Origin of the sequence: Meiothermus luteus (assembly GCF_003574085.1) — a bacterium.
GTDB classification, from domain to species: domain Bacteria; phylum Deinococcota; class Deinococci; order Deinococcales; family Thermaceae; genus Meiothermus; species Meiothermus luteus.
The window spans coordinates 1-13024 of sequence record NZ_QWKZ01000015.1 but is presented as its reverse complement, the minus strand read 5'-3'; the positions used below and the strand labels follow the sequence as shown (position 1 = coordinate 13024).

The window sequence follows — 13024 nt, the reverse complement described above, 5'->3', positions numbered from 1 at the left end:
CAGCATACTGGAAAAATGTCAAGGGATTCTAGAGTGCGGCACATTGAGCTTCACAGACCCTGTCCCAAAACCCTATTCTCCCCGGCGCTGCTGCTAGAATCGGAGGGTTATGGGTCGCTTGATTCGTGGGCTGGCCGCAGAAGGCAACCTGCGGGTGCTGGCCGCAGAAACCACCGACATTGTGGAGGAGGCTCGCTCGCGCCACGGCCTTTCCCCCACCGCCACCGCCGCTCTAGGGCGGGCGATGAGCGGTGTGCTGCTCCTGGCCTTCCTACTCTCCAAGACCCCCAAGGAGCGCATCGGTCTCCAGTTCCTGGGCGATGGCCCCTTAGGAGGGCCGGTGGTAGAGGCTGGTCCAGACGGTTTTGTGCGGGGTTACGTGAAAAATCCTTCGGCGCACCCTCCCCTACGCCCCGACGGCAAGCTAGACGTGGGAGCAGCCATCGGCCGGGGCGAGCTAAAGGTGGATCGGCTTCTCCCCAACGAGGAGCTTTACCAGTCCAGCGTAGAGCTGGTCAGCGGCGAGGTGGCCGAAGACCTGGTGCGCTACCTTTGGCAGTCCGAGCAGATTCCCTCTGCCCTGCTGCTGGGGGTACGGGTGACGGCCGCGGGCGAGGTGGCGGTGGCCGGTGGGGTGGTGATCCAAGTTCTACCTGGCTGCCCAGAGGAGGTAATTGACCGGCTCGAGCAAAACCTCAAGGGGAAAAGCCTCACCCCCCTGCTCCTGGAGCGGGGGCTCGAGGGCACGGTAGAAACCCTTCTGCAGGGGCTTTCCTACGACCCTACCGACCTGCGGGCAGTGGGCTACCCTGAGGGGCACATCCCCTTGGCCTTCCGCTGCCGCTGTAGCCGGGAGCGGGCCCTGCGCGCGCTGGTCTACTTCACCCCTCAGGAGCGGGAGGAGATGATCGCCCAGGACGGCGGTGCTGAGGTGCTGTGCCACTGGTGCGGGGCCAAGTACCAGCTCACCCCAGAGGAAATCCGTTCATTAGGCGCGAGCCCCCAAGGGCAAGGGGAAATCCCCAAAGCCTAGGCCGCTGGGCCTCCTCCAAGCTAGAGAAACCGGGCCTTCGGGTAGTCCTCCAGCACCCCCTGGCGGAAGGCCTCGTAACGGGCCTCCTCCACCAACGCCACCGTGGCTCCTCCAAAACCAGCCCCGGTCAGCCGGGCCCCCACGGCCCCATGGCGCAGCTCGACCTCCACCAGCCGGTCTAGCTCGGGGGTGGAGACCTCGTAGTCGTCGCGCAAAGAGGTATGGGAAGCCAGCATCAGCTCTCCAAAACGGCCCACGTCCCCTTCCTCAAGGGCGCGGACCCCCTCCAGCACCCGTGTGTTTTCCGTAAGCACGTGGCGGGCCCGGCGGCCTAGGGGCCCGGGCAGGCCCTCCAGGCGGGGCAGGTCGGCCATGGAGAGCTCCCGCAGGGAGGAAACGCCAAGCCTGGCACAGGCCTCCTCACACTCCCTGCGGCGGGTGTTGTAGCCCGATTCGGCCAACCGGCGAGGCACCCCGGAGTCTACCACCGCCACCCGGTAGCCCACGGGGAGCGGCACCAGCCGGGTGCTCAGGTCGCGGGTGTCAAGCAAAAGGCCATAGCCCAACCGCCCCACGGAGGAAGCCATCTGGTCCATGATGCCACAACGCACCCCCACGTACTCCACCTCGGCCTCCTGGGCCAGCCGGGCTATCTCCAGGTCGTCCAAAGGCAGCCCGTACAACTCGCGCAAGGCCCGCAGGGTGGCCACTTCCAGCGCGGCGGAGCTCGAGAGCCCCCCTCCCATGGGCACTTGGCTCCTCACATAGGCCCGCAGCCCAGGAACCTCGTAGCCGCGGCGGCGCAGCACCCACAAGCAGCCGGCCAGGTAGTCAAGCCAGTCCCCCTGCTTAGGCTCCTCTAGGCCCCGCCTTTTCAGCTCCTGGAAGTTTTCGGCATAGACCTCTAGCCCCTGCGTAGCGGAGGCCTCCACAACGGTCTGGTACGGCAAAGGGGTGGGCAGAACCAGGCCCTGGTTGTAGTCGGTGTGCTCCCCCAGCAGGTTGACCCGCCCCGGGGCTGAGGCCACCACGCTGGGTTCAGAAGCGAAAAGGTCCCGGTACATGGCCCACCTAAGTTACCCCAGGGCAGGCCGGTCGGCTACCCCTCGTAGACCCGGGGGCGGAGCCGCCCCTCAACCTCCTCCATGGGCCAGGCCGGGTCAAAGGTCAGGTTTTCCAGACCGTCCTCGCCGAGGAGGAAGGTGTCCTCAACCTTGGCCCCAGGAAGGCTGGGGTTCCAGGCCAGGGCCATCCCCACCTGAAGCCGGGTGGCCTCGCCCGGGGCAGCCAGCACCTCGCGGCTGCGGTAGCCGGTAAGCCCCCCCTGGTGGTGGTTTTCAAACTCCTCGGGGCACCCCAGCTCTTGGTAGCCAGCCTGAATCTCTGCCAAGACCTCTCCCAGGCTGGCCCCAGGCCGAGAGGCCGCCAGGGCTCGAGCCTCCACTCGGCAGACCCGGGCGTTCAGGGTCTGGGCCTGCGGATGCCCGAAGCTCCGCAGACGGGTCAGGTTGGCGATGAGCCCGTGCCGCCTTCCGCAGACCACCCCCATAAACAACCGCCCCAGCCGGGCCTCTTTGGGAATGGGGTGCCGGTGGCGGAACAGCCTTTCCTCCCCGGCCACCAAAAGGACCACAGGCTGGATACCCCGGCTCCAAAGCTCCTCGGCGATGGCCCCGGCCAACTCAAACTCACTCCACTCGGGGTCGGCGAAGCGCAGGCTCTCCCCCAAAGCCTGCGCCGCGTCGCGCCCAAGGGTGCGGTAGCGGTCCTGCTCCTCTGGGGAAAGCACCAGCCGCAAGGGGGTAAGGTCGTGCTCCTGGTCGCTTGGGCCCTCGGCCTTAGGAGGCGCGTACCAGGGGTAGGGGACCACCTCGAGCCCTCCCACTTCCTCCTCCCGCAGCCTCCGGGCCTCAATCCGGGAGGAGTGGAGCCGCACGGTCTGGGGGGTGACCTCGAGCCAGGCCGCCACCGGGCGCAGCGTCAGGACGGTGTTGTCCCCACCCCCGGTGAGCCAGGCGAAGTTCTCCGGCTGTTGAACAAAAAAACGCTCATACCCCTGGGCCGCCATCCAGGTCCGCAGGCGAGTCAAAGCAATGAGGTTCACACCCCATGCTACCATCCCATCGCTGCAAAATTCCGGGATTCAATCCAAAAAAGCGCCCACCGGCCGGTCCGGCGGTGGGCGCTTGGCGAAGGCCTAGGGAAGCGGGAATTGCGAGGCAAAAGCCCTAACCTCGGGGCCCAAGCGTTCGGGGCTCTCCCCCCTCAGGGCCCGGTCAATGAAATCCGCGATGATGGGCATGTGCTCCTCGGTCATGCCCCGGGTGGTGATGGCCGGGGTGCCGATGCGGATGCCCCCGCCGTGGATAATCTTCTCGGTATCGTAGGGCAGGGTGCTCTTGGATATGGTGATGTGCACCGCGTCAAGGAGTTTGGTGGCCTTGCTGCCGTTCAGCCCCTGGGGGCGCAGGTCCACCACGAAGAGGTGGTTGTCGGTCCCCCCTGAAACAATCCGGTAACCCCGCTTTTGCAGCTCAGCAGCCAGGGTCTGGGCATTTTTGATAATCTGCGCCGCGTACTCCTTGAAAGAGGGCTGCAGGGCCTCCCAAAAGGCCACCGCTTTTCCGGCAATCACGTGCTCCAACGGCCCTCCTTGGAGGCCGGGGAAGATGGAGCGGTCAATCAGGGCCGCAATCTCCAGGTCGTTGCTCAGGATAAGCCCTGAGCGGGGGCCTCGGAGGGTCTTGTGGGTGGTGGAGGTTACCACGTGGGCGTAAGGCAAGGGGGAGGGGTGTAGACCCGCCGCCACCAGCCCGGCAATGTGGGCAATGTCGGCCATCAGGTAGGCCCCCACCTCATCGGCGATCTCCCGGAAGGCCTTGAAGTCCAGGATGCGGCTGTAGGCGCTGGCCCCGCAGACGATCATCTTGGGCCTGTGCTCGAGGGCCAAGGCCCGCACATCCTCCATATGCAACCGCTCATCCTCGGGACGCACCTTGTAGCCGATAAAGCGATAGTTAAGGCCCGAGAAGTTTACCGGAGAACCGTGGGTCAGGTGGCCTCCGTGGGACAAATCCATGCCCAGCACGGTGTCGCCGGGCTTTAGCAAGGCCGTATAGACCGCGATGTTGGCGCTGGAACCGGAGTGGGGCTGCACGTTGGCCCAGGCCGCGCCGAATAGCTGCTTGGCCCGCTCAATGGCCAGGGCCTCCACCCGGTCCACCACCTCACAGCCCCCATACCAGCGCCTCCCTGGGTATCCCTCGGCGTACTTGTTGGTCAGCACGCTGCCCACCGCCTCGCGCACCTGGGCCGAGGTGAAGTTCTCGGAGGCAATAAGCTCCAACCCGTTGCGCTGCCGCTCCTCTTCCTGCCGAATGAGTTCAAAGACCAGCTCGTCACGAGGGAGGGTTTCGGGAGAGGTTATCATTCTTAGAGTATAGCAGGGCGTGGATAAGAATCCTTTCTACAAAAGAGCATTCACAGCGTGAATTTGCGCAGCATGGTCGCGATTTGTGCCGGCTTCCTATCGTCCCCTCGAGCAATATCGGCCGCGCAAAGGGTCAAAAACTCCTGGAGGATTAGGGTGGAGGTGGACTCCATGGCCTTTTTGGTGGCGGTCATCTGGGTCAGCACCTCCTCGCAGGAACGCCCATCCTCAATCATCTTCTGTAAGCCGCGGACCTGCCCTTCTATACGGCGCAGGCGTTTGAGTATGTTCTCTACAACCCCCTTGTCCAAATCGGTCGTGTTCATCAGCCTAGTCTATACCAGCCCGGCCCAAGGGCCGGGTGAAAAGCACCGCCCTCAGGCCATCACCTCCTCCGGGCGGTGTTTGTTCCAGTAGCGCACCAACCCATCCACGCTCATCCAGGCCGGGTCGGCGTACTCGTACTCCACAAGCTCAGAGGGGCCCAGCCCCGCCGCCTTCAGCCCGGCGGCCACATAGGCCTCAAACTCAGCCACCATCTGGGCTCGAGCCTGGCCGGCCCTAAGCCGCTCCTTAATCCAGTCCGCCCAGTCCAAAAGCCGGGCCTCTAGGGCCTCCAGATGGGCCTCCACATCCTCAAACTCGCCGAAGTGGGTTAAGTAAAGTTTTTTGGGGGCCAAGGTGCGAATCTTGGCCAGCGACTCGAGCCAGCGCTCAATGTGGATTTCCGGGGGCGGACAGGGGGGCAGCACCGGTCCACGGCCAATCCTAACCCCGGTGACGTCTCCCCCGATTAAAACCTCCCCCACCAGGTAGGCGTGGTGGTGGTCGGCGTGGCCGGGGGTCTCCACGACCCGAACCTCTACCTCTCCCAGGCGCACCACCTCGCCGTCCTGCAAGAGCCGCACCTGCCCCTCCGGAACCGAGCCCATCTGGCCCCATAGGGCCTCCATCTGCTCGCCGTATATGCGGGCGGCGGAGGCCCAGAGCCGGCTAGGGTCCACCAAATGGGGGGCCCCCTTGGGGTGGACGTAGATGGTGGCCCCCCGCTCGGCCATCCGCCAGGCCGCGCCCGCGTGGTCCAGGTGGATGTGGGTTACGAAGACGTGCCGCACGTCCGAGGCGGCGTAGCCCAGCCCATTCAGCCCGTCCAAAAGGGCCGAGAAGCGCGACTCGGGGCCGGTCTCAAAGAGCACCGGGCCCTCCCGGGTCTCCAGCAAAAAGGCAGCGATGACCCGTGGGGCCCGGTCCTGCAGGTCAAGGATGTGAATCACAAGCCCATTGTACGAAGGCCCAGCCCGGGTTCAAAACCCTTGTCAAAGGGTGCCAGCTTTGCTATATTCTATCCTGCTATTGGCGGTCGTTCCGCGATAGCTCAGTTGGTAGAGCGCTCGACTGTTAATCGAGTGGTCGCAGGTTCGAGCCCTGCTCGCGGAGCCAAGCACCCCCGGGAAAACCCGGGGGTTTTCTACAGCCTACCGGCCTCAATAATGCTGCGCAAAAACTGCTGGGTGCGCTCGCTCTTGGGGTTTTTGAATATCTCCTCCGGGGGGCCCTCCTCGTGCACCACCCCACCATAGAGGAAGCAGACCTTGTCGGCCACTTCCTTGGCAAAGCCCATCTCGTGGGTGGCGAGAAGCATGGTCATCCCCTCTTCGGCCAGCTCCCGCAACAGGTTCAGCACCTCCGAGACCAGTTCGGGGTCGAGGGCCGAGGTAATCTCGTCCAGGAGGAGCAGCATGGGCTCCATGGCCAAAGCCCGGACGATGGCCACCCGCTGCTGCTGCCCGCCCGAAAGCTGGTCGGGGTAGGCCTGGGCCTTGTGCTCGAGCCCGATCCTGCGCAAGAGGGCCATGGCCCTCTCCCGGGCCTCCTCCTCCGGCACCCTGAGCACCTGGGTGGGCGCTAGGGTGATGTTCTGCAAAACGGTCATGTGGGGGAACAGGTTGAAGCTTTGAAAGACGATGCCCACCTCTCGCCGTAGGGCGTTCAGGTCCACCCCTGGGCCGCTGATGCGGTCGCCGTGAAGGCGAATCTCCCCGCTCTGGATCTCCTCCAGGCCGTTGATGCAGCGCAACAGCGTGGACTTGCCGCAGCCCGAGGGCCCTATCAGGCAGACCACCTGGTGCTCTTCCACGCTCAGGTTAATGCCCCGAAGAACCTCGTTGGCGCCGAAGCGTTTGACTACCTCCCTCACTTCCAAAAAGCTCATCCCTGATAGCCTCCTACCCCTTACCCTTGCCGCATCCGAGCCCGGTCGCGCTCCACCAACCGGTCCACCAGGCGGGTCTGGGGGATGGTGATGAGGATAAAGAGAATCGCCACTGTGGTCACCGCAGAGAGGTTGAACTCGTTGGAGGCAATGATACGGGCCTGGTTGAAGGCATCTATCACACCTACCACGTTCACCAAGGCGGTGTCCTTCTGCATCCCGATGAAGTTGTTGAGCAAAGGCGGAACAATCCGGCGCACCGCCTGGGGAATGATGACAAAGCGCAGGGTCTGGCCGTAGGAGAGGCCCAGGCTGCGGGCCGCGGCCCACTGGCTGGGGTGGATGCTCTCCAGGCCGGCCCGGTACACCTCGGCCATGTAGGCCCCGTAGGTTAGGGTCAGGGCCAGCACCGCCAGGGCCTCTAGGGGCATGTTGCGGAAGAAGCCGATCCCCGTGAGGGGCAGACCAAAGCCCACCAGGTAAATCACGATGATGGAGGGCAGGCTCAGAAAGGCATCGGTGTAGAAGGTAGCCAGAAAGCGGATAGGCTGGGCCGGCCTACCTGGCAGAAGCTTGGCAACGGCGATGATCAAACCCCAGACCAGCGAAAGCAGCCCCGCGAAGAAGAAGATGACCACATTGACCCAGAAGGCCCTGAGGACCAGCTCAAAGGAGCTGGCGATGAGCTCGAGCTGAAAGAAAGTGCGCCCTACTGCGACGTTGTTGGCGATAAAAAAAAGCACCAGGAGAAGGAAGATAACCCAGGCCGCAGCGTAGCCCAAAGCAAACCAGGCCCAGGTGTGGGCCTCGGCGCTGGCCACCCGAGCGGCGATGAGGTCGCCTTGGTCCAGCGCCCGCCGGGCCGAGCGGGCCTGGCCCAGGCCTCGCAGGACCGGCCACAAAAGGGCCAGCGGCACAAGCAGCACCCCCAGCAAGAGCGCATCCGCCCACAGGGCTTGAAAGCCGTTGATGGCCATGGTCTGCTTGACCCGCCCCACCACCCAAAGCGTGGCCCCAAAGAGCAAAACCACCAGCAAAAGGGCCCCCCCTGCGAACCCCAGGCCGTCCCGGGGCATACCGGAAAGCCGCCGCGTCGCCTTTCTAGAGCCTGGCCTCATGGGTAAGTGATTTTACCCAAAAAAAAGCGGCCCGGCTCCCACCGTGCCGGAAAGAGGCTTAGAATCGGAAGCATGATTCTGAGCGCCGAACCGCCCCCCGGGGCCCTTTTCGTGGACAGCCGCCCACCCGCAGACTACGCACAGGGCCACCTGGAGGGGGCCATCAACCTTGACCTCTCCGGCTTCAGAGGCAGGCTGCGCAGCGAGGAAGAGCTGGCCCAGCTCGAGCGCGCTCTGGCCGAACTCAACGGGCGCATTGGGGCTGGACCGGGGCGGCCGGTGGTGGTCTACGACGCCGGCTTCAACACCCGGCTGGCCAAGACCGCCTTCATGCTGGCCCTGGGGGGGCTTGAGGTCTACCTCTGGCCCCAAGGCTGGGAACCCCAGGCCACCCAAACCGCCCCCACCACCCCTGTCCCAAGCGAACCCTGGGCCCGGCTAAACCGTGAGATTTTGCTCACCGCGGATGAAATCCTGGCCCAGCCTGATCTCCTGCTGCTGGATGTGCGGGAACCCCACGAGTTCGCCAGCGGCCACATCCCCGGCGCACGGAATCTGCCGCTAGGCACCTTCGGGCCGGACAACGCGGGGGCCCTAGGCCTCAGCCCGGGGCAGGAGGTGGGTGTCCACTGCCGCAGCGGGGCCCGCAGCGCCAGCGCCTTCTGGATCCTGCGGCAGCAGGGGGTGCGGGCCCGCAACTACTTGGGCAGCATGCTGGAATGGGAGGCCGAGGCCGACCTGCCGGTGGAGCGATGAGGGTCTATTCCATCCCTGTGGGTCCCTTGCAGGCGAACGCCTACCTGCTGGTGGGCGAGGGAGGGCGTGGGGTCATTGTGGACCCCGGCGGCGAGCCCGAGCGCATCCTGGCCGAGGTTCAACGGGTGGGCCTAAGCCCTGAGGCCATCCTCCTGACCCACGCCCACTTCGACCATGTGGGGGCCGTGGGGCCCTTGGTGGAGGCCCTAGGGATTCCGGTCTACCTGCACCCCGCCGACCTGCCGCTGTACCAAAACGCCTCCCAGGCCGCCGGGCGCTGGGGGCTTTGGGTGCCCAACCCCCCAGAACCCACCGAGCCGCTCTACGAGGGCCAGCATCTGGACTTCGGCCTAGGGCTGGAGGTGCTCTTCCTACCAGGGCACGCCCCAGGCCACGTGGGCTTCTATAAGCCTGGCCACCTGGTGAGCGGGGACGTGCTGTTCCGCGGAGGCATTGGCCGCTACGACCTTCCCGGAGCCGATCCAAAGGCCCTTTTCTCCTCCTTGCAAAAGCTCCTTCAACTACCTCCAGACACGGTGGTCTACCCCGGCCACGGCCCCCCCACCACCCTGGGAGAGGAGAGGGCCCACAACCCTTACCTGGGTTAGGCGCAACGATCCCTCTGGGAAAAACGGCCCTGCCAGGGTGTTAGACTATATGTGTGAGTGACCCGCTGGCCGAGTTGAATCGCTTGCAGGAACGAGACCTCGAGCTAGACCGAATCCGCGAGGACCAGGCCCAGGTCCCCGAAGAACTCCAGCAAGCCCGCTCGCAGCAAAAGGCCCTGGAAGACCGGCTCGAGTCCTTACAGGAGGAGCTGCAGGAGGTGCGCCTGGCCTACCACCGGGCCGACCTCGAGCTGCAAGACCTAAAGGAGAAGTACGCCCGGGCCAAGCAGGCCCAGATGAACGCCGGCAGCGCCAAGGAGCAGATGCAGTACGGCGAGCAGATGCGCCAGCTTGAAGACCGGATTGAGGAAATAGAGGGCAACGACAAAAAAAACATTCCCGGCGAAATCCTGCCCTTGCTGGAAAGAAAAGAGGCCCTAGAAAAAGAGATTGAGGCTGTACAGGCCGAGTTGGAGCGGGCCCGGGCCTCGCGGGAGGAGCTCGAGGCGGCCAACCAAAGAAGGGTGGACAACCTAGAAGCCGACTACCAGGCTAAGAAGGCCGACCGGGACAAGCTGGCAGCCTCCATTCCGGCCCACATCATCAAGGAATATGAGTCCATCCGCAAAGCCCGCCGCGGCACCGGGCTGGCCCGGGTAGCCAAGGCCAGCAGCGGCTACCGCTGCACGGCCTGCAACGTCCAGCTCCCCACCCACGTGGCCCAGCAGATTCACCTGGGGCAGAGAATCGTGCGCTGCCCCTCTTGCGGACGCATTCTGTGGAAAGGCGAGTAGGCCCCTACACCCCCATCCTGGCCACCTTGGGCTTCGTCCTCTCCCCGAACCGCCGTTCGGTGTTGCTGGTGTATCGGGACGCCCGGCCCGAGGACCCGGCCTTCGGCAAGTACAACGGCTTGGGGGGAAAGCTCGAGCCCGGCGAGGACGTAGCCAGCGGGATGCGCCGGGAAATCTGGGAGGAAGCCGGGCTCGAGGCCCAGGAGCTGGTGCTGCGGGGTACCCTGTCCTGGCCCGGTTTTGGGAAAGGGGGGGAGGACTGGTTCGGCTTCATCTTCCTGGTGCCGCGCTGGCGGGGCCAGCCGCGGAGTTCCAACTCCGAGGGGCGGCTGGTCTGGGTGCCCACCGAGCGGCTCCTCCGCCAGGAACTGCCCATGTGGCCCGGCGACCGCTACTTTCTGCCCTTGGTCTTTGACGACGACCCCCGCCCCTTCCACGGGGTGATGCCCTACGAAAACGGCCGCGTGCTCTTCTGGTCCTACTCCCGCTAGTTGGCAAAATAACCCAATCCTCACGGGCTTTGGTTGCATACTAAAAGCACCCTTCGCTCCAAAGCGGTCTACCTCGAGGGGAGGGCTTGGAGGCTGTTTTGGAAGTGGGGTTTGCTGGGGTCGTGGCCCAAGGGGGGCCACAACCCTCAGCCGTAGTAAGCGATGAGCCGCCCCAGGGCCAGCACCAGCCCCCACAGGCCCAGCGAAGCCCAGGCCGCCCATCGGGCGGCCCTGGGCAGGGGGGCACCTGGGGCCCAGGCCGCCATCTGGCGCCCAAAGCGAAGCTGAAACGCCCAGGCATTGAGCCCTGCCAGACCGATGAGGGCCATCTTGGCCAAGAAGACGGGGCTGGTCCCCACGCTGGGGCCCTCGGGCATCAAGAGCAAAAAACCGCTGGGGGCGGCCAGCGCGAACCCTCCCCAGGCCACCGGAAGCAGGTAGCGGGCCAAGGCCCCCACCGGAAGCTGCCGGCCTAGGCCCAGCAACCGCAGATCAAACAGTACCGCGGCCCCTACTAGAACACAGAAACCTAGGATGTGCGCGATTTCCACCGCTGGGTAGAGCCAGGCTGAGTGGCGCATGGCCAGCCCCACAGGGCTTGCCTGAAGCCAGGCCAAGAACTCAGCCCAAGCCCCCATCAGCGCAGCTCTATGGTCCTGCCCTCCACCACAATCCGCTCGGCCCGCATCTCCTCAGGTTCGCTGCGGTGGGGATAGCCCATCACCGTAACCTGGGCCCCCACCCTCAGGCTCCCGCTCGGCAGACCACGGGCCTCCATCCGCGAGGGAGGGGCCAGCACCACGTACCACCGCCGCTTGGGGGTGGTGGGGGTGGCTGGAACCTCGAGCCACAGGGTCACGTGGGGAAACTCAAACCGTACCTCGGTGATGGTGCCGGTGGCGCTAAAGGCCCGGGCGGTGTCGTAGCTGCTCCAGCCGTGGTGGGCCAGGGCCAGCCCGAGCAGCCCAACCAAAAACCATACCCTCTTCATACTTCCTCCTTCCAAAGGGGGCGACACCCCCATTCTTAGGCAGAAGCTGGACGGGGGTGTGGGGAAGCTCACGGATGCCCCGGACGCAGGGGAATTCCTCAGGCATCCGGGGTATCCTTAGGGCATGTACCGGCAGATTCTGATACCCACCGACGGGAGCGGCCCCAGCGAGGCCGCGGTCAAGGCAGGCCTCGAGCTAGCCAAAAGCCTGGGGGCCGAGGCAACCTTGCTTTACGTGATGGAGCCGGTGATACCCCGAATCCTGATCGGCCCCGAGTCCATCCCCTACTACCCGGAGCTGGCCCGTGACCTAGAGGCGGCCGGCCGAAAAGCCCTAGAGCGCGCGGAGGAGTTCGCCCGGTACCTAGGGGTCCCGGCCAAAAGCGAGCTCAAAGAGGGCAGCCCCGCCCAGGTCATCGCGGAGGAAGCCGACCGGTACGACCTGGTGGTGATGGGCACCCATGGGCGTACCGGGCTGGACCGGCTCCTCCTAGGCTCGGTGACCCAGCGGGTCTTGCAAAAAAGCCCTAAACCCGTGCTGGTGGTCCGGGGAACCTAGCGCGCCCCCACCGGTCCCAAGCTGCCTGGGAACGGCCTCAAAACTCCTCGTCCCACTCCACGAGGGTCTCGCTGGTGAGGCCGGGGTGGGGCCTGGAAGCGCTGGTCTGCTGAAGCGTGGTCCGCCCACGCCGCAAAGGGATGCGCTGGTTTTGCAGCAGCCCGAACTGGGCCGCAATACCCCGCAGGCCAACCGTGGCGAAAACGATGACCAAAAACACCGTGAGCCCCCAAAAAAGCTGGGCCAAAAGGTTTTGCTGGATGGAAAGGTGGGTCAGCACCCCCAGGAAGGGCAGGCCTCCGTAACGAGGGTCGGCGAGGATGGAGCCCACGTACGAGAGGCCCTCCATCACCGCCGGCAGCAAGAGGAAGAAAAAGGCCAGCCCCAAAAAGCGCCAGTAGACGTTGCGCCCCCCAAAGGTGAGCCTGAGCAGGTACAGGGGGAAAAAGGCCAGCAGCCCCGCAAGGATAAAGAGAAAGGCCCGGGGAATCCCCAAGGTGGCCTGCAAAAGCCCCACCTGCAGGGCGTGAAAGGCCCCCAGGCTGCGGCCCTCTATGGCCAAGGCGTTCTCCAGAAGCTCCCCCGAGAGCACCGTAAAATCGCTGGTGCGCAGGCCCACCGCCCCCTCCGCCAGCCCCAAGACCCGGCGGGTGCGCTGGGCCAGCTCGGGCCGCAGGGCCTCCACCAGGGGCTCAATGGCCAGGCGGTAGCGGGCGTTCACCTGGGCCAGGGTCCGGCGGGCCGCCTCGCTCTGGCCGGTCTGGGCCTGGGCCTGGGCCTCTAAAAGGCGCCCCCGAACCTCCAAAAGCGCCTTCTTCCAGTCGTCCACGCTGTAAATCCCAGCCCCTGAGAGGCTGTCGGCCACCCGCTCAGCTTGCTGGCGGTCCCGAATCAAAAAGCGCAAGTCGGCCAGCAAACGCTGATAGTCGTCCACCACGGAAGGGGCGGCGGAGGGGGCTTGGCTGGTTGGGCGGTCCACCACTGCCCGGGCGGGGACGGTCTCCTGCGGTGCGGGCGGAGCGGGTGGGGCCT

At 65.2% G+C, this 13024-nt stretch carries 15 protein-coding genes, 1 tRNA gene and 1 pseudogene; 7 read left to right on the top strand and 10 right to left on the bottom strand.

The window, feature by feature from the left end:
• The first annotated feature begins 109 nt into the window (after nt 1-109).
• Nucleotides 110-1033 (top strand): Hsp33 family molecular chaperone HslO, encoded by a 924-nt coding sequence (locus Mlute_RS03625; protein ID WP_119359393.1) that lies wholly within the window; start codon nt 110-112, stop codon nt 1031-1033.
• 20 nt (nt 1034-1053) lie between these two features.
• Here Mlute_RS03625 and galK read toward each other — a convergent pair whose 3' ends face one another.
• The 5 genes from galK to Mlute_RS03600 all read right to left on the bottom strand — a co-directional run bounded on the left by galK (nt 1054) and on the right by Mlute_RS03600 (nt 5737).
• Nucleotides 1054-2097: a galactokinase gene (galK, locus tag Mlute_RS03620; protein WP_119359392.1), complete on the bottom strand. Its 1044-nt coding sequence runs from the start codon at nt 2095-2097 to the stop codon at nt 1054-1056.
• Between the two features lie 35 nt (nt 2098-2132).
• On the bottom strand, nt 2133-3137 hold the full coding sequence (locus tag Mlute_RS03615; RefSeq protein WP_119359391.1) for a M24 family metallopeptidase: 1005 nt from the start codon (nt 3135-3137) through the stop codon (nt 2133-2135).
• 93 nt (nt 3138-3230) lie between these two features.
• Nucleotides 3231-4463: a serine hydroxymethyltransferase gene (gene glyA, locus Mlute_RS03610; protein ID WP_119359390.1), complete on the bottom strand. Its 1233-nt coding sequence runs from the start codon at nt 4461-4463 to the stop codon at nt 3231-3233.
• A 50-nt stretch (nt 4464-4513) separates the two neighbouring features.
• On the bottom strand, nt 4514-4792 hold the full coding sequence (locus Mlute_RS03605; protein WP_407942638.1) for a metal-sensitive transcriptional regulator: 279 nt from the start codon (nt 4790-4792) through the stop codon (nt 4514-4516).
• A 48-nt stretch (nt 4793-4840) separates the two neighbouring features.
• Nucleotides 4841-5737, bottom strand: a complete 897-nt coding sequence (locus tag Mlute_RS03600) for an MBL fold metallo-hydrolase (RefSeq protein ID WP_119359388.1) — start codon at nt 5735-5737, stop codon at nt 4841-4843.
• 90 nt (nt 5738-5827) lie between these two features.
• On the opposite strand from Mlute_RS03600, the gene Mlute_RS03595 reads away from it, so the two are divergent.
• Nucleotides 5828-5903, top strand: a tRNA-Asn gene (locus Mlute_RS03595).
• Nucleotides 5904-5931: 28 nt separating this feature from the next.
• On the opposite strand, the gene Mlute_RS03590 is transcribed toward Mlute_RS03595, so the two are convergent.
• Both Mlute_RS03590 and Mlute_RS03585 read right to left on the bottom strand, forming a co-directional pair.
• Nucleotides 5932-6675 carry an amino acid ABC transporter ATP-binding protein gene (locus tag Mlute_RS03590; protein ID WP_119359387.1) on the bottom strand — a complete coding sequence of 248 codons (744 nt, stop codon included), beginning with the start codon at nt 6673-6675 and terminating at the stop codon, nt 5932-5934.
• Between the two features lie 20 nt (nt 6676-6695).
• Nucleotides 6696-7793, bottom strand: coding sequence for an amino acid ABC transporter permease (locus Mlute_RS03585; RefSeq protein ID WP_119359386.1), 1098 nt, complete (start codon nt 7791-7793; stop codon nt 6696-6698).
• A 72-nt stretch (nt 7794-7865) separates the two neighbouring features.
• Between Mlute_RS03585 and Mlute_RS03580 the strand changes: the two genes are divergently transcribed.
• From Mlute_RS03580 to Mlute_RS03565, 4 genes are read left to right on the top strand one after another with little or no spacing between them, the layout of a single operon-like run.
• On the top strand, nt 7866-8549 hold the full coding sequence (locus Mlute_RS03580; protein WP_119359385.1) for a sulfurtransferase: 684 nt from the start codon (nt 7866-7868) through the stop codon (nt 8547-8549).
• Entirely contained in the window at nt 8546-9157 is a 612-nt protein-coding gene (locus Mlute_RS03575; RefSeq protein WP_119359384.1) for an MBL fold metallo-hydrolase, read from the top strand. The genes Mlute_RS03580 and Mlute_RS03575 overlap by 4 nt, the downstream gene beginning before the upstream one ends.
• Before the next feature lie 53 nt (nt 9158-9210).
• The gene (locus Mlute_RS03570; protein ID WP_119359383.1) at nt 9211-9951 is read left to right on the top strand and encodes a zinc ribbon domain-containing protein; all 741 of its coding nucleotides are present in this window, start codon (nt 9211-9213) and stop codon (nt 9949-9951) included.
• Nucleotides 9936-10442 (top strand): NUDIX hydrolase, encoded by a 507-nt coding sequence (locus Mlute_RS03565; RefSeq protein ID WP_119359382.1) that lies wholly within the window; start codon nt 9936-9938, stop codon nt 10440-10442. The genes Mlute_RS03570 and Mlute_RS03565 overlap by 16 nt, the downstream gene beginning before the upstream one ends.
• Nucleotides 10443-10588: 146 nt before the next feature.
• Here Mlute_RS03565 and Mlute_RS03560 read toward each other — a convergent pair whose 3' ends face one another.
• Both Mlute_RS03560 and Mlute_RS03555 read right to left on the bottom strand, forming a co-directional pair.
• Nucleotides 10589-11080, bottom strand: coding sequence for a hypothetical protein (locus Mlute_RS03560; RefSeq protein WP_119359381.1), 492 nt, complete (start codon nt 11078-11080; stop codon nt 10589-10591).
• Nucleotides 11080-11433: a DUF6152 family protein gene (locus Mlute_RS03555; protein ID WP_119359380.1), complete on the bottom strand. Its 354-nt coding sequence runs from the start codon at nt 11431-11433 to the stop codon at nt 11080-11082. The genes Mlute_RS03560 and Mlute_RS03555 overlap by 1 nt, the downstream gene beginning before the upstream one ends.
• A gap of 124 nt (nt 11434-11557) precedes the next feature.
• Between Mlute_RS03555 and Mlute_RS03550 the strand changes: the two genes are divergently transcribed.
• The gene (locus tag Mlute_RS03550) at nt 11558-11992 is read left to right on the top strand and encodes a universal stress protein (protein ID WP_119359379.1); all 435 of its coding nucleotides are present in this window, start codon (nt 11558-11560) and stop codon (nt 11990-11992) included.
• A 37-nt stretch (nt 11993-12029) separates the two neighbouring features.
• On the opposite strand, the pseudogene Mlute_RS03545 reads toward Mlute_RS03550, so the two are convergent.
• Nucleotides 12030-13024: pseudogene (locus Mlute_RS03545) on the bottom strand (hypothetical protein); the annotation flags it as partial.